Source organism: Streptomyces sp. UG1 (assembly GCF_049974585.1).
Classification (GTDB): domain Bacteria; phylum Actinomycetota; class Actinomycetes; order Streptomycetales; family Streptomycetaceae; genus Streptomyces.
Genome location: NZ_JBNGGG010000086.1, coordinates 1 through 15,510, shown reverse-complemented (window position 1 = coordinate 15,510; position 15,510 = coordinate 1). Strand labels below are relative to the sequence as shown.

General features: G+C 69.9%; 15 protein-coding genes. 2 read left to right on the top strand and 13 right to left on the bottom strand.

Annotated elements, in window-relative coordinates; translation table 11 throughout:
• From ACP4J3_RS49200 to ACP4J3_RS49175, 6 genes are all read right to left on the bottom strand, one after another.
• A partial coding sequence (locus tag ACP4J3_RS49200; RefSeq protein ID WP_426544553.1) for an RICIN domain-containing protein occupies positions 1–2,052 on the bottom strand: 2,052 nt, incomplete at its 3' end.
• A gap of 444 nt (positions 2,053–2,496) precedes the next feature.
• Positions 2,497–4,197 (bottom strand): acyl-CoA mutase large subunit family protein, encoded by a 1,701-nt coding sequence (locus ACP4J3_RS49195; protein WP_426544551.1) that lies wholly within the window; start codon positions 4,195–4,197, stop codon positions 2,497–2,499.
• Between the two features lie 74 nt (positions 4,198–4,271).
• Complete coding sequence (locus ACP4J3_RS49190) at positions 4,272–4,604, bottom strand: DUF3817 domain-containing protein (protein WP_426544549.1); 333 nt, start codon at positions 4,602–4,604, stop codon at positions 4,272–4,274.
• A gap of 49 nt (positions 4,605–4,653) precedes the next feature.
• Positions 4,654–5,163 carry a MarR family winged helix-turn-helix transcriptional regulator gene (locus tag ACP4J3_RS49185; protein WP_426544547.1) on the bottom strand — a complete coding sequence of 170 codons (510 nt, stop codon included), beginning with the start codon at positions 5,161–5,163 and terminating at the stop codon, positions 4,654–4,656.
• Positions 5,164–5,227: 64 nt separating this feature from the next.
• Positions 5,228–5,566, bottom strand: coding sequence for an antibiotic biosynthesis monooxygenase family protein (locus tag ACP4J3_RS49180; RefSeq protein ID WP_426544545.1), 339 nt, complete (start codon positions 5,564–5,566; stop codon positions 5,228–5,230).
• The gene (locus tag ACP4J3_RS49175) at positions 5,563–6,852 is read right to left on the bottom strand and encodes a cytochrome P450 family protein (RefSeq protein WP_426544543.1); all 1,290 of its coding nucleotides are present in this window, start codon (positions 6,850–6,852) and stop codon (positions 5,563–5,565) included. The genes ACP4J3_RS49180 and ACP4J3_RS49175 overlap by 4 nt, the downstream gene beginning before the upstream one ends.
• Before the next feature lie 145 nt (positions 6,853–6,997).
• Here ACP4J3_RS49175 and ACP4J3_RS49170 point away from each other — a divergent pair, with 145 nt between their 5' ends.
• Both ACP4J3_RS49170 and ACP4J3_RS49165 read left to right on the top strand, forming a co-directional pair.
• Positions 6,998–8,629 carry an FAD-dependent oxidoreductase gene (locus ACP4J3_RS49170; RefSeq protein ID WP_426544541.1) on the top strand — a complete coding sequence of 544 codons (1,632 nt, stop codon included), beginning with the start codon at positions 6,998–7,000 and terminating at the stop codon, positions 8,627–8,629.
• Between the two features lie 164 nt (positions 8,630–8,793).
• Positions 8,794–9,759 (top strand): amidohydrolase family protein, encoded by a 966-nt coding sequence (locus tag ACP4J3_RS49165; RefSeq protein WP_426544539.1) that lies wholly within the window; start codon positions 8,794–8,796, stop codon positions 9,757–9,759.
• A gap of 222 nt (positions 9,760–9,981) precedes the next feature.
• On the opposite strand, the gene ACP4J3_RS49160 is transcribed toward ACP4J3_RS49165, so the two are convergent.
• From ACP4J3_RS49160 to ACP4J3_RS49130, 7 genes are read right to left on the bottom strand one after another with little or no spacing between them, the layout of a single operon-like run.
• Entirely contained in the window at positions 9,982–10,305 is a 324-nt protein-coding gene (locus ACP4J3_RS49160; RefSeq protein WP_426544537.1) for a TcmI family type II polyketide cyclase, read from the bottom strand.
• Positions 10,290–10,745: an SRPBCC family protein gene (locus ACP4J3_RS49155; protein WP_426544535.1), complete on the bottom strand. Its 456-nt coding sequence runs from the start codon at positions 10,743–10,745 to the stop codon at positions 10,290–10,292. The genes ACP4J3_RS49160 and ACP4J3_RS49155 overlap by 16 nt, the downstream gene beginning before the upstream one ends.
• Before the next feature lies 1 nt (position 10,746).
• Positions 10,747–11,013: an acyl carrier protein gene (locus ACP4J3_RS49150; RefSeq protein WP_194040473.1), complete on the bottom strand. Its 267-nt coding sequence runs from the start codon at positions 11,011–11,013 to the stop codon at positions 10,747–10,749.
• A gap of 36 nt (positions 11,014–11,049) precedes the next feature.
• Positions 11,050–12,300, bottom strand: a complete 1,251-nt coding sequence (locus ACP4J3_RS49145) for a beta-ketoacyl synthase N-terminal-like domain-containing protein (RefSeq protein ID WP_426544532.1) — start codon at positions 12,298–12,300, stop codon at positions 11,050–11,052.
• Positions 12,297–13,568: a beta-ketoacyl-[acyl-carrier-protein] synthase family protein gene (locus ACP4J3_RS49140; RefSeq protein WP_426544530.1), complete on the bottom strand. Its 1,272-nt coding sequence runs from the start codon at positions 13,566–13,568 to the stop codon at positions 12,297–12,299. Before ACP4J3_RS49140 ends, ACP4J3_RS49145 begins: the two co-directional genes overlap by 4 nt.
• Positions 13,565–14,035 (bottom strand): cupin domain-containing protein, encoded by a 471-nt coding sequence (locus ACP4J3_RS49135; protein WP_426544528.1) that lies wholly within the window; start codon positions 14,033–14,035, stop codon positions 13,565–13,567. The genes ACP4J3_RS49140 and ACP4J3_RS49135 overlap by 4 nt, the downstream gene beginning before the upstream one ends.
• A gap of 44 nt (positions 14,036–14,079) precedes the next feature.
• Positions 14,080–15,207: a SchA/CurD-like domain-containing protein gene (locus tag ACP4J3_RS49130; RefSeq protein ID WP_426544526.1), complete on the bottom strand. Its 1,128-nt coding sequence runs from the start codon at positions 15,205–15,207 to the stop codon at positions 14,080–14,082.
• Positions 15,208–15,510 lie beyond the last annotated feature (303 nt).

The window sequence follows — 15,510 nt, the reverse complement described above, 5'->3', positions numbered from 1 at the left end:
CTCGCCCTCGGCCTTCAGCGCCACCGCGAGCTTGGCCTCCGCGGTCTCCTTGTCCTTCTTGGCGTTGTCCCGGTGCAGCTTCGCGGCGTCCGCGGCGGCCTTCGCCTGCAACTCGGCGATCTCCGCGGCCTTCTTGCGGAACTCGGCCTTGGACTGCGCCGCCTGCGCCAGCGCACGCTGGGCGATCGTCTCGCTGTCCCCGGCGGATGCGCGGGTAGCGGCCTCGGCGGTCTCAGCGGCCTTCACCAAGGCCTCCAGACCGGCCACCGCACCGTTGGTGACCTGGGCCTTCTGCTGGCCTACCAGCAGACCCCGGCCACGCGGGGCGCCGTTGCTGTCCGCGATCCGGTACGCGGCCTGCTCAGCGGTGTCACTCGCCGTGGCGGCCTTCTTCGCCACCGCCAACTGGGCCTTGACAGCGGCGAGTTGCTTCTTCGCCTGCGCCCGGGCCGCCGTGATGCCCTTCTTCGCCTTGTCGAACTGTGCCTTGTCCGGGTAGGACAGGGTGTCCGTACCCTGGTGGCCCTGGGGGACGATACGGAACTTCTGCGGATTGGTGCCGTTGCACGTCCACAGCCAGGCGTCGTGGCCGTTGTCGAACTTGTTCAGGTCCAGGCACTTGTTCGTGGCGACGTTGCGCAGCTCGCTCACCGCGCGCACGTCGACCTTCCACTGCTGAGCGTCGCTGCCGTTGCACGACCAGATCTGGATCTTCGTACGGTTGGCGGAGTTGCTGCTCTGCACATCCAGGCACTTCTGGGCCCTGACGTTGTGCAGGATGGCGCCGTCACCGGACCCCCACAGATGCCACTCCTGCGCCGCGGAGCCATTGCACTTGTAGATCTGCACCGGCGTGCCACTGGCCGTCTTGCCGCCCTGCACATCAAGGCACTTGCCCTTGGCCGCCTCGACCCGGATGATCGACGGGGAATCACCGATCCAGCCGATACCACCGGGAGCCCAGTAGTCCTGCCAGCGGGCCAGATGGTCGGCGATCCACGACTGGCCGAGCAGATCGGCCATCGACTCGGCGCCCTTTGCCAGCGCCGCCGTGGCCTCGCGGTTGGCGTCGAGGATCTGGTTGCGCTGGGCGGCCTGGGAAGCGACCTCCTGCTGCCACTCCCGCGCGGCCGTGTCCTCCACCTGGCGCAGGGCCTTGTTCGGGTCGATCGGGTCCCGCCACGCGCAGGACGCGAACCGGGTCTTCATGTCCTCGACGGCGACGCGGTACTCGGCAGTGCCCGGCTGGGGGGCGGTTCGGGGGAAGCCGCCAGAGGCCAGGAACAGACGCGCGTCATCCGCGCCTTCGCCATCAAAGGTGTCGAACAGCGCCTCGAACGCCCGCTCTTCGTAGTACTGCCGATCCCGCTCCTCACGCGGAAGAGACGGGTCATAGGGCTTCTCACCGTAGAGCGGGGTGCCGAGATCGGTCACGGCCTTGAGGGTGGCGTCGTCGGCCTCAGGCGTCGGATCGTAGAAGTCGAAATTCTTGTTCCAGTCGGGCAGCGCGCCCGCCCACTTTCCCAGACCGGTCTGGTCGTAGAAGTCGTCGCCGCTGTGGACGCCGGGCACCCATTGGAACCCAGTGACGGTGAACCCACCCGGGGTCTCCAGGCCGTCAAGGGGCTTCTCCCACGTATCCCTGCGCGCGTGCAGGCGCTTCCACGTGGCGCTCCAGTCGCTCTTGTCCTTCTCGTGGGCCTGGTGCAGCGGTCCGTCGAACGCGCCGTCCATAGTGGCCAGCTCGCGCAGCTTCTGCGGCGTCTGGTTCAGCGCGTCCTGGGCGAAGCGGTACATACGCGGAGCGCCCAGACGTACGGCGTCGGCCATCAGACACTGATCGAACCGCAACTGCTCGTCAGCCGTGGTCTCGTACCAGTCCTGCGGATCGTCACTGGACCGGGCCGTCGCGTCAGCCGCCAACTGCGCCGCGAGGTCGGGCTGGACAGCCAGGCCGCCGAAGACGGCCAGCGCCGTGACGGACGTGATGACGGGCGTGAAGAATCTGGACTTTCGGGGTCTGGGTCTGCGGAACCCTGGTCTCGGGCGCAACAGGACATCCCTTCATCGCAAGGAAGAGAACGAGCGACGTGGGACGCACAACAAGCTGGTACCGCGGCATGGAAGGCCCTCCCCGTAGCGACACCGTTCCCCCGGTCGCTGACTGACGCGCGCGATGACGGATTGGTCATGATCCGGTCATGCGCGACGATCACCATACGCACGGGTAACCAGGACGGAACAGCGCCGACTTCGGGACCGGGGCAACGTGGCGCGAAATCACCTTTGACGGGTGTTCACACCCAACATGTGCAACTCACGTGCCCACACTGCGGATTACTTGTGTGACTCCCGTGAAGGAAACCAAGCTTTTGAGCCCCGACACCGCAAAAGATTGACCGAATCCAATCGCACCGCACGAAACCACACGAAGAGGCCGTGAGGGAAGCGACAACCAACCCCTCACGGCCTCAGCGAACAACACACACCCGGCGCTCAGAAGCCCGCCGGCTCCGTGTACACCCCCCACTCCTCCCGCAGCACCCCGCAGATCTCCCCCAACGTCGCCTCGGCCCGCACCGCATCCAGCATCGGCTCGATCATGTTGCCCCCACCTCGCGCGGCAGCCAGCATCCCGTCCAGCGCCCTGCGCACCGCGGCGTCATCGCGGCCCTCCTTACGCGCGGCCAGCACCCGCACCTGCTCCCGCTCCACCTCATGACTGACCCGCAGGATCTCCAGGTCCCCGGTGACGGATCCGGTGTGGACGTTCACGCCCACCACCCGCTTGTCGCCCTTCTCCAGGGACTGCTGGTACCGGAACGCCGACTCGGCGATCTCCCCGGTGAACCAGCCGTCCTCGATCCCCCGCAGAATCCCGGACGTGATCGGCCCGATGGGATGCCGCCCGTCCGGGTGCGCGCGCAGCCCGCGCTCCTTTATCTGCTCGAAGATCTTCTCGGCGTCGGCCTCGATCCGGTCGGTCAACTGCTCCACGAACCACGAACCGCCCAGTGGATCGGCCACGTTGGCGACCCCGGTCTCCTCCATGAGTACCTGCTGGGTGCGCAGGGCGATCTCGGCCGCCTGCTCACTCGGCAGCGCGAGGGTCTCGTCGAGGGCATTGGTGTGCAGGGAGTTCGTGCCGCCGAGTACCGCCGCCAGCGCCTCCACGGCCGTACGCACGACGTTGTTGTACGGCTGCTGGGCGGTCAGCGAGACACCCGCGGTCTGCGTGTGGAAGCGCAGCCACTGCGCCTTCTCGCTCGTCGCCCCGTACACGTCCCGCATCCACCGCGCCCAGATACGCCGCGCCGCACGGAACTTGGCGATCTCCTCGAAGAAGTCGACGTGCGCGTCGAAGAAGAAGGACAGGCCGGGGGCGAAGACGTCGACGTCCAGGCCGCGGGACAGGCCCAGCTCTACGTAACCGAAGCCGTCCGCCAGTGTGTACGCCAGTTCCTGTGCCGCCGTCGCGCCGGCCTCGCGGATGTGGTAGCCGGAGACCGACAGCGGCTTGTAGGCGGGGATGCCGGCCGCGCAGTGCTCCATGAGGTCGCCGATCAGGCGCAGGTGCGGCTCGGGCTGGAAGAGCCACTCCTTCTGGGCGATGTACTCCTTGAAGATGTCGGTCTGGAGGGTGCCGTTGAGCACGGCCGGGTCGACGCCCTGGCGCTCGGCCGCCACCAGGTACATGCAGAAGACGGGGACCGCCGGGCCACTGATCGTCATCGACGTCGTCACGTCGCCCAGCGGGATGTCCTTGAACAGGACCTCCATGTCGGCGGCCGAGTCGATGGCGACACCGCAGTGCCCGACCTCGCCCAGCGAACGCGGGTCGTCGGAGTCGCGGCCCATGAGCGTCGGCATGTCGAAGGCGACCGAGAGACCGCCTCCGCCGTTGCCGAGGATCATCTTGTAGCGCTCGTTGGTCTGCTCGGCGTTGCCGAACCCGGCGAACTGCCGGATGGTCCACGTCCGCCCTCGGTAGCCGGTCGGATACAGCCCGCGGGTATAGGGGTACTCCCCGGGCCAGCCGATCCGCTCGAAGCCCTCGTACCTGTCTCCCGGCCGGGGCCCGTACACCGGCTCCACGGGATCGCCGGAGAGCGTGGTGAAGTCCGCCGTGCGCTTGCGCGCGGCGTCGTACCGGGCCTGCCAGCGTCGGCGGCCCTCATCGATGGCGTCAGCGTCCATACCTTCGAATTTACTAGGACGTCCTATTAAATGTCGATGGGAAGCCGCCGCACGCGTTCCGTACGGCGGTGGGGTCAGGCCTTGGCGGCGGCCGGCTCCGGCCCGCTGACCAGGGGCTCGACCTGCCGGGTGACCTTGCGCTCCACGAAGAAGGCGGCGAAGGGAATCGTCCCGGAGAGCAGCACCCACAGCAGCTTGCCGAACGACCACTTGGCCTTGGAGCCGAGGTCGAAGGCGAAGATCAGATAGACGATGTAGAGGAAGCCGTGGACCTGGGAGACGGCGAAGGTGACGTCCTCGCCCATGTCGAAGCCGTACTTGAACACCATGCTCACGCAGAGGAGCAGCAACATGACGGCGGTGACGTAGGCCATGACGCGGTAGCGGGTCAGCACGGATTTTTTCATGCAGACGAGCCTAACCGGCCCGCAAACCCCAGCGTCGGCGGGGACGGCGCTACTCGTCCTCGAAGTCTCGCGCAGCGACCCGCAGCGGGCGCAGCATCGCGAAGATCTCCGCGCACTCCTCGGCGTCGTACACCCCGAGCCCGAAGTCCATCGCCATCAGGTCGCGGGTGGCCGCCTCGACCACCTCGCGGCCCTTGTCGGTGATGGAGGCCAGGGTGCCGCGTCCGTCGTTGGGGTTGGGGCGCTTGTCGACCAGGCCGGACTTCACCAGCCGGTCGACGGTGTTGGTCACCGACGTCGGGTGGACCATGAGGCGCTCGCCGATCTTGGACATCGGCAGCTCACCGGCCTTGGAGAAGTTGAGCAGCACCAGCGCCTCGTACCGCGCGAACGTCAGGCCGTACGGCTTGACCACCGCGTCGACCTCGGAGAGCAGGATCTGCTGGGCGCGCATGATCGAGGTGATGGCGGCCATGGACGGCACGCTGCCCCAGCGCTGCTTCCAGAGCTCGTCGGCGCGTGCGATCGGATCGAAGGGAAGACTGAGCGGCTTCGGCACGCGACCGACCTTACCGGCCGGTCACATGCTGGTCAGCCCCGTCTCGCCTTTCGGTCCGGCCCGGCTATGCGTCCGCTGTCTCCTTCGCTGTCTCCCCGACCCGGAAGACCCCCGTCCACCGGTCGTCGTGCAGACAGGCGTTCATCGGCCCGACCAGGGCCTGATGGGCGGGGGCGGTGCGCCAGCGCCGGACGGCCTCCAGGCCGGACCACTCGCTGGTGAGCAGCCACTGGGAGGGGTCGTCCAGGGAGCGGCACAGTTGTTCGCCGAGGTGCCCGGGGAATCCGGCCGCTGCCGCGCGGACGTCGTCGTAGGACCGTACGAACCGCTCCTCCATCCCCTCACGCACCCGCAGCAGCCGGATCACCCGCACCCGCCCGGGGGCCGCGGCGCCGGCGGTCATGACGGGTCGAGCACGACGGGCAGCTCCGCCAGCCCGCGGAAGGCGGGGAACGGCACGGTCAGCCAGCGGGCGTCCTCCGGCGCTCCGGCGAGGGTCATGCGGGGGTACCGGGCGAAGAGGGTGCCGAGGGCGATCTGCATCTCCAGTCGGGCCAGCGGGGCGCCGATGCAGTAGTGCGGGCCGTAGCCGAAGGCGAGATGGGTGGCCTGGACATTGGGGCGCTGGACATCCAGTTCGCCCGGGGCGGTGAACATCTCCGGGTCGCGGTTGGCGCCGGTGATCGAGATCTGGACGAGCGCGCCCTTGGGGATGAGCGTGTCCCGGATGACGACGTCTTCCTTGGCGTGGCGGAAGGTGGAGTTCTCGACCGACGTCTCGAAGCGGAAGATCTCCTCGACTGCCGCGTTCAGGGCGCTCGCGTCCCGCAGGGCCAGTTCCTTCTGGTCCGGGCGGCTCAGCAGGTGGTAGACCGCGTTTCCGATCTGGTACGCCGTCGACTTGTGGCCGGCGAAGAGCAGTACCCAGGCCGTCGAGACGAGTTCGTGGTCGGTGAGCGCTCCCTCCTGGTCCTGGGCGGTGACCAGTGCGCTGAGCAGATCCGATTCCGGCTCGCTGCGCTTTCGCGCGCACAGGTCCACGAGATAGTCGCGCAGATTTCCCTCGGCGATCTCCAGCGCCTTTCGCGCCTCCGGTCCGAAACCGGTCTGTGCGACGGTGGCGGACCATTCCTGCGCCTGTTTCCGCTCGTTCTCCGGAACGCCCAGGAGTTCACAGATGACGTGGAGTGGGAGCGGGAAACAGAACTCCGGGAGGAGATTCACCGGGCCGGACGCCGGGCGCGCTTCCAGCAGTTCGTCCAGCAGTTTGTCGGTGATCTGCTGAACTCGCGTCCGCAGCGATTCCACCCTTTTCGGAGTGAAGGTGCTGCCGACGATCCGGCGGAGCCTGGTGTGCTTCGGCGGGTCCGAGAAGAGCATGTTGTCGTCCAGTGCGATCGACGAGTCACCGAAGATGCGGTGGTAGGCGTCGATGGCGCCGTACATGTCCTTGCTCAGCCGGGGGTCGGCGAGGGCGGCACGGGCGTCGTCATAGCGCGTGATCAGGTATGTCTCCACGCCATGGGGCGGCGAGAGCGGGCACACGGGCGCCTTCTCGCGGAGCGCGGCGTAGACGGGATGCGGGTTGGCGCGGAACTCCCGGCTGCACGACGAGGCCGCGGCGGCGGCCGCCTCGGACGTCAGGGCCTCTGATTCCGAGGATTCCTCGGATGCGAACGCTTGCGTCATGACTGGTCCCCGGGTAGGCGTGAATTTCCTTGGGTCAGAGCCACCGTTTCCCGGGCTGCACGGCGCCGCAAACGGCGCTGCGCCATATGGGTCGGGTCGCCGGACGGCGTGTGTGTGGCAGGGCCGGTTGGTAAACATCGACGATGTGAGCGGACACGAAGCGGAATCTGTACCAGTTCTCATCGTCGGCGGATCCCTGGTGGGTCTTTCCACTTCGGTTTTCCTCGGCCGCCTCGGGATCGAGCACATGCTCGTGGAACGCCATGCCAGGACGTCGACGCATCCGCGCGGCCGTGGCAACAACGTGCGCACCATGGAGATCTACCGGACCGCCGGACTTCAGTCGCGCATCCGGGACGCGGCCCGCGTGCTCGCCGGGAACGACGGCATTCTCCAGGTGGACACCCTCACCGGGCAGCAGCGCCGCTGGATCGTCGGGGACATCTCCGGCGGCATGGACATCTCCCGGGTGAGTTCCTCGGACTGGTGCCTGTGCAGCCAGAACGACCTCGAACCGGTGCTCCTTGACTACGCCCGCGAGCAGGGCTCCGACATCCGCTTCGACTCCGAGCTGCTCTCCTTCACCCAGCACGGGGACGGCGTACGGGCCCGGATCAGGAACCGGGACTCCGGCGAGACGTACACCGTGAACGCCGACTACCTGGTGGCCGCCGACGGCCCCCGCAGCCCCGTCCGCAAGCGCCTGAGGATCGGTCAGTCGGGGCCCGGTGAGCTGTTCCACAACGTCAGCGTCACGTTCCGCAGCAGGGCCCTGAAGGACCACGTCGGAGAGAAACGGTTCGTCGTCTGCTACGTCACCGACCCGCGGGGCGAGGGCGCCCTGCTGCCGGTGGACAACGAGGAGCGCTGGGTGATCCACGTGCCCTGGTATCCCGACCGGGGCGAGGAACTGGCGGACTTCACCGACGACCGGCTGGCGGCGCACATCCGTGCCGCCGTCGGCGCGGACGACATCGACGTCGAGATCACCGGCAGGGCACCCTGGCACGCCTCGAAGCGGGTCGCCGACTCCTATGGCAAGGGCCGGGTCTTCCTGGCCGGCGACTCGGCCCACGAGATGCCGCCCACCGGGGCGTTCGGCTCCAACACCGGCATCCAGGACGCCCACAACCTCGCCTGGAAGCTGGCGGCGGTGCTGCGCGGCTGGGCCGGCCCGTCGTTGCTCGACAGCTACGAGCTCGAACGGCGGCCCGTCGCCCTCGCGACCGGCACGCGCGCATGCGTGCAGGCGGCAGACGAGCAGCACCCGGGGTTCAGCCCCGCCGCCGGCCGCAACAACGACCCGGCGGACCTGATGACCGTCGCCCTGTGCTACCGGTACGCCTCGAACGCCGTGGTGGGCGCGCCGCCGGAGCGGCCGATCGTCCCCGACGCCTTCCGGTTGGGCGGCGAGCCGGGCAGCCGGGCACCCCATATGTGGGTCATGCGCGACGGCATGCGGATCTCCACGCTCGACCTGTACGAGCGCTCCTTCGTGCTGCTCGCCGGATCCGGGGGGCAGAAGTGGCGTACGGCCGTGGAGCGGGCCTCTCTCAACCTGGGCGTGCCCATCGAGGCGTATCTCGTGGGCACCGGGCCCGATCACGACCTCGCCCCCGACACGGACGCCGACTGGGCGGAGCTGCACGGCACGGCCGAGGACGGTGCCGTGCTCGTGCGCCCCGACGGCTTCGTCGCCTGGCGGGCGGACGCCGCGATGCCGGACGCCGACCGCGTCCTGACGAACGTGCTGCAGAGCGTGCTCTGCCGTGACTGAGCGCTCCGCTGGGAGTGCCGCGATGGGTTGTTCTTCGTCTGCGGCGCCGTCGTGGCTGGTCGCGCCCGCGCGGCGGAGCCGCATATCGATACAGCCCCGCGCCCCTAAAGGCGTTGACCCCGCTGGAATCCAGATGCCCCGTACCGAACGACTAGGACGCTGCCATGACCCTTGCCGGACGCATCGACGTCCATCACCACTTCACCGCCCCTGCCTGGCTGGACTGGGCCGAGGAACGCGGTGTCGTCCACCGCGAGAAGCTGCCCTGGTGGACCCGATGGGACCTGGACTCGGCGCTGGAGATCATGGACAAGACGGGGATCGGCACCTCCGTCATGACCGTGGCGATGCTCGGCCGGTTCCAAGAGCGCGCCGAGCGGCAGGAGAGCGCCCGGGTCGCCCTCGGGGCCGCGGCCGAGGTCGTCGAGGCCAACCCCGCGCGCTTCGCCTTCTTCACCCCCGTCTTCCTCGACGACCTGGAGCTCTCCTCGTGGAGTGTGCGCCACGGTCTCGACGAACTCGGGGCGATCGGGGTGAGCACCCGGACCAGCGTCAACGGCGTCTTCCTCGGCGACGCCTCGCACGACCGTCTGCTGCGGGAGCTGAACGAGCGCTCCGCCGTCATCAGCACGCACCCCATGGAGGTGGCGGCCGGCAAGGACGGCGCCGAGGGGCTGGAGGGGATGCCGCCCTTCGTGTGCGACTTCCTGCTGGACACCACGCGTGCCGCCATCAACCTCATCAGGAACGGCACCCTGGACCGCTATCCGAACCTCAGCTTCATCCTTCCGCACGGAGGGGGCTTCCTCCCCTACATGGCCACCCGGCTCGACCTGTTCGGCGGGCGGATCACTCCCCCCATCGAGCCCGGCCGGGTCCGCGACTACCTGCACCGGTTCTACTTCGACACCGCCGGCCCCATGTCCCCCTCGGCCACGCCGACCCTGCTGGCCACGGTCGACCCCGACCGCATCCTCTTCGGCACCGACTGGCCGCCCACCCCGGCCCACGTCATCGTCGACAGCGTGACGCCCGCCCTGGACGGCGACCCGTTCCTCTCGGAGCCGCAACTGCGGGGCATCAACCGGGAGAACGCGCTGCGGCTGATGCCGGAGCTCGCGCGCCGGTAACCGTACGAACGCGGAAGGGCGCCCCCCCCCGGGGGGGGGCCGTGCCGGTGGGGGAGGGCCCCAACCCCCGGGGGGAGCACCCCCCCCACCCCGCCCTGCGGCAGCCCCCCGGGGGGGCCACCCCCGGGTTCAGGGGGGGGGGGTTTTGGCGGGCGCGCGCGGCCGGTAACCGCCCCCCCGGGTCCGGCCCCCCCCCGGGGGGGGGCGCCCTTCCGCGTTCGGTCAGTCCCTCTCCCAGTGGTAGAAGCAGCGCGCCATCGCGTCCTTCGGACTCCGCCAGGTCTCGGGGTCGTACGGGCTGACGAAGGCTTCGAGCCGCTTGCTGATGTCGACGAACTCGGGGTGCCCGGCCACCTTCGCGATGGCCGGTCCCGGGTCCTGCTCGGCCTCGATGAAGTGCATGTACACATCGCCGAACTGGAACAGGGAGCGCTGGGTCACCCCGACGAGGTGCGGGAGTTCGCCGCGGTCGGAGGCCGCGAAGACGCCGGCGATGTTCGCCGCCGACTGCGGGGCCATCCTGGCGACGATCAGTGCGTGGTGCATGCCGCCTCCACACGGTCGCGGATGAGCGCCATCTGGATGGGCGAGTTGCGGTTGATGATCTCCGTCATCCCGGCGTCGTCGACCGGGGCGTCGGGCTTCATCGCGAAGTCCTGCGTCCAGTGCATCCGGGTGCCGGCCGGGGTCTCCTCGTACTCCCAGACGATGTTCATGTACTCGAAGGGGCCGGTCTCGACGCGGCGGGCGCGCACGACGAGCTTCTCGCGGTCGGCGACCCGTTCCGAGACCCAGCTCCACACCTTGCCGTTCTCGTCGGGGTGCATGGTCAGACGGAAGGTCACCGTGTCGCCCTCGCGGGAGAGCACCTCGCAGGAGGCGTACTCGCTGAAGAGCTTGGGCCAGCGCTCCAGGTCGTTGGTCATGTCCCAGACGAGGTCGACGGGAGCGGCGATGGTGATCTCGTTCTCGGTGTGTCCAGCCACTTCAGGCTCCTGTCGTGAGTGCGCCGTTGACGAGGTCGAGGAAGGCGCGGGGGCTCTTGCAGCGCTCCGCGTCGGTGGGCAGTGCCCGGCCGTGCCGGTTCTCCAGCTCGCCCACGATGCCGAGCAGGCCCAGCGAGTCCAGGCCGAACTCGGCGAAGGGGGCGTCCGCGCGGCGTTCGAGGTCGTGCGGGTCGACCGTCACGCCGGCGCCCTTCTTCATCAGCGTGGCCAGTTCCTCGACGGTCACTTTGGTCACTTCGGTGGTCATGAGGGTTCTCCTTGTCTTCCCAGGCGACTTGTCTTCCTAGGCGGCGGATCCGGGACCTCGCCTGAGGACGAGCGCCGCGTTGGAGCCCATGAGTCCCCGGCTGAGGATCAGCGCCGTGCGCGGCTCGGCCGGGCGTGCCGTGACGGTCACCAGGTCGATGTCGTGGCAGATGTCGAACACGCCCGGCGTCGGCGGGATCAGCCCGTGCTCCATGGCCTGGACGGCGGCCACGATGTCCAGCAGCGGTGCCCCGCAGTACGATCGCCCGATGCCGGTCTTGGGAGCCGTGACCGGCACCCGGGTGCCGTGCCGGCCAAGGGCGTCGGCGAGGGCGAGCGCCTCGGCGCGGTCCGCGTCGGGGACGCCCATCGCGTCGGCGAAGACCACGTCGATCTCCTCCGGTGCGCAGCCGGCCTCGTCGAGGGCGCCGCGGATGGCCTGCGCGAGCCCGTCCCGCGACCGGTCCCAGCGCGAGGCCCCGGTGAAGGTGGCCGCGTGTCCGGCCACGGTGGCGCGGACCACCGCGTCCCGGCGCCGGGCCCGCTCCAATTCCTCCACCACCAGCACGGCGCCGCCCTCGGCGGGCACGAAACCGCAGGCCGCCGAGGTGAAGGGGCGGTAGGCGCGGGCCGGGTCCGCCTCGGTGCTGAGCTCGGGGTAGCCGAGCTGGCAGACGCCCGAGTAGGGGGCGAGCGGCGCCTCGGCCGCGCCGACCACGATCACGTCCGTCCCGCGGTGCACGGCGCGCGCGGCGTGCGCGACGGCGTCCAGTCCGCCGGCCTCGTCGCCGGCCACCACCGAGCAGGGGCCCTTGAAGCCCTTGCGGATGGATATCTGGCCGGTGCTGGCGGCGTAGAACCAGGCGATGGACTGGTAGGGCCCGACGAACCGGGGGCCCTGCCCCCACAGCTTCTGCAGTTCCCGCTGGCCGAACTCACCGCCGCCGGACCCGGCCGCGGTGACGACTCCGACGGAGTACGGCGCGTCGGCCCAGGCGGCCTTGCTCAGCCCCGCGTCCTTCAGGGCCGCGTCGGCGGCGGCGAGCGCGAAGTGGGTGAACTTGTCGGTCTGGACGAGGAAGGTCTCCTCGATCAGCGCCGACGCGTCGAAGCCGCGGACCTCGCCGGCGACGCGCAGCGGAAGGTGCTCGCAGCCCTCGCGGGTGACGCGGTCCAGGACGCTCGTGCCGTCCTTGACGTTCTTCCAGTAGGTGTCGGCGTGCAGGCCGCCCGGCGCGACCACGCCGATGCCCGTGACGGCGGTGTGCCGGGGGCGTGGACCACTCATCGTCGTCTCCTCCCGCTCGGCCCCGTCAGGAGCACCGCGGACTGGAACCCGCCGAAGCCGCTGCCCACGGAGAGCACGTGGTCGAGCCGGCGGGAGCGTGCGGTGCGCGGGACGTAGTCGAGGTCGCACTCGGGGTCCGGGGTCTCGTAGTTCGCCGTCGGCGGCACCACCTGGCGGGCCAGCGCGAGCACACAGGCGACGACCTCGATGGCGCCGATCGCGCCGAGCGAGTGGCCCACCATGGACTTGATCGAGCTCATGGGCGTTTCGTAGGCGTGCGCGCCCAGCGACTTCTTGACGGCGGCGGTCTCGTGCCGGTCGTTCTGCCGGGTGCCGGAGCCGTGCGCGTTGACGTAGTCGATCTCGGTGGGGTCCACGCGCGCGTGGTCGAGCGCGTCGTCGATGGCCCTGGCCATCTCCAGGCCCTCACTGGTCAGCCCGGTCATGTGGTAGGCGTTGCCGAAGGTGGCGTAGCCGCTGATCTCGCAGTAGACGTGCGCGCCGCGCGCGCGGGCGTGCTCCAGTTCCTCCAGTACGAGGACGGCGGCGCCCTCGCCCATCACGAAGCCGTCGCGGTGGGCGTCGAAGGGGCGGGAGGCGTGCTCCGGGTCGTCGTTGTGGGGCGAGGTGGCCTTGATGGCGTCGAAGCAGGCCATGGTGATCGGGGAGATCGGGGAGTCCGAGGCGCCGGCTATGCAGAGGTCGGCGCGGCCCTCCTCGATGGTGTGGAAGGCGTAGCCCACGGCGTCGAGTCCGGAGGTGCAGCCGGTGGACACGGTCTGCACCGGGCCCTGGGCGCCGAACCGTTCGGCGACGTCGGCCGCGAGCGTGCTGGGCGAGAACGCCCGGTGCAGATCGGGCTCCGCTGCGCGGTGGTCGACGTCCCAGCGCCGGCCGTGCTCGCTGACCAGGACGTAGTCGTGCTCCAGGCGGGTCGTGCCGCCCACCGCGCTGCCCAGGGACACGGCGACGCGCCAGGGGTCCTCGGCGGCGAAGTCGACGCCGCTGTCGGTGACCGCCTCCTCGGCGGCGACCAGGGCGAACTGTATGTAGCGGTCGGCGCGTTCGACGACCTCGGCGTCCAGGCCGTGCGCGAGCGGGTCGAAGTCGCACTCGGCGGCTATTCGGGAGCGCAGGCCCTCGGGGTCGAACAGGGTGATGCCACGGGTCGCCGTACGGCCCCCCGAGAGCAGGTCCCAGAACGCCGGCACTCCGATCCCGCCGGGGGCGACCACGCCTATGCCGGTGACCGCCACGCGCCGGGTCACGACAGCACCTCTGGGCGTTCGTGTTCGGGATGCGCGCCCTCTTTCTGCACGAGCGGGTACGGCTTGATGTCGTCGCTGATCTCCGGGGCCTCGGTGTCGACATGGCCGAGGCTCGGCTTGGGCGCGAGCGGGCCCAGGTGGAAGACCATGCGGGCCTCCTCGTCACCGACGTTGCGGAAGCGGTGCCGCATGTCGATGGGGATCATCAGGCCCTGGTCGGCACGGAGAGGAAACGTTTCGCCATCGAGGTCGACCTCGAGCCGGCCCTCGACGACATACACGAACTCCTCGGAGTACGGGTGATAGTGCTCGCTGATGCGTTCGCCGGGCCGCATGATGGCCAGGCCCATGAAGCCGCTCGTGGCGCCCACCGTGACGGGGGTGAGCAGGGTGCGCAGGTCGCCGCCGCGCTTGCGGTTGGGCTCGATCTCGTTCAGGTCGACGACGCGCGGGCGCATCTTGTCCATGGTTCTGCCTCCAGGTCGGTCGGGGGGATGTCGGTCCCGCGCCGTCAGGACTGCGCGGCCCTGCGGTCGGTGATCAGCGCCATGTCGGCGTGCGCCAGGAGGCGGCTGGTGTCCCGTTCGCCGGTGAGCCGTCCCGTGACACCGAGTGCGACGCCGTCCAGCAGGCGGGCCAGTACGGCGGCCTTCCTGGGGCCGTGGATGCCGAGCGCCCTGACCGGATCGGTCTCGGGGTCGCCGTGTACGTCGATGAGGCGGACGACGATGTCCTCGTGCTGGAAGACGGTGCTGCGGTGCACGGGGGACGCGGGGTCGGCCGCGGCCGCCTCGTCCTGCCGGCCGAGCAGCCGGGCCAGCGCCATGCCGCAGCCCTGTCTGGCCGGGTAGTACAGGGCGTGCCGGCGCAGGTCGTCCGGTTCCGGTCCGCCGCGCGCCACGTGGTGGACGGGCGGCATGGCGGCACGGATGAAGAAGGTGCGGGCGGACTCGGGGTCGGTGAGATCCCGGTCCCGCTCCAGGTACGGGTTGATGGCTTCCTCCACGGCCCGCACCTCGGGCTGGCGGGAGACGTGGCGCAGCGCCGCCGTCAGGTCGCCCTCCACCTCGACGGTGCGCACGATCCGGTTGCCGTGCATGAACAGGGTGGTGCGGCGCAGCCGGGTGGTGTCGTCGACGCGGGCCTCGGGCGGGGCGTAGCCGGCGAGGATCTCGGCGGCCTTGGACTCGGCGCCGGGCTTGACGGTGAAGGTCAGGGCGTGGCGGATCACGCCGTCGCCGACGCGGGCGGTCGTCTGGAGGGTGCCGGGCTTGGGGTGGTCGCCGCGGTCGCCGCGGTCGCCGCCGGTCTCGCGGACGATGCCGTAGCGCATCGAGCGGAGCTCACGGACGCAGCGCTGCAGCGGCCGGACCGTCTCGAGGTGCTCTTCGCTGTTCACCCAGGCGAGGTAGGGCGGGGCGGTGGCCCACTCGCTCGTGATGACCCACTGGGAGGGGTTTTCCACGGACTGGCACAACTGGTCACCGAGGTGACCGGGGACCGACGCGACTCGGTCACGCATCTGCTCGTACGCGTCCAGGAACTGTTGCTGGGCGCCCTCGTGGAGGTCGACGAACAGGAGGACGCGCATCCTGGAGCCGTCGAACGCCGACTGGGACATGTAGGGCGAAGTGGTCATCCGGCAGACCCTTCCTTCGCGGGAGCAAGCGGCGGCCGTCCCTGTTCCACCTGCGCGAACGCGGGTTTCGGCCCTGAGCCTTCATCGTGGGTCAGGGCCCTGGGGTCCGCGAGCCACGCGGGCCAATTGAGGGAATCGTGCGGAAGGTGTGTGCGGTGTGTGCCGACAGCGTGTCAGGCGGGGGTGCCGGGGGTGGCATGTGCCGGGGGTGGGGGGCCGGTTGGTGGGGGTTCGCGTTGATGCCTGCGGCGCCTGTGCGGGGTGTGTGGGGGTGCGCGTAGCGCCTGCGGGTGCGTTGTGGGT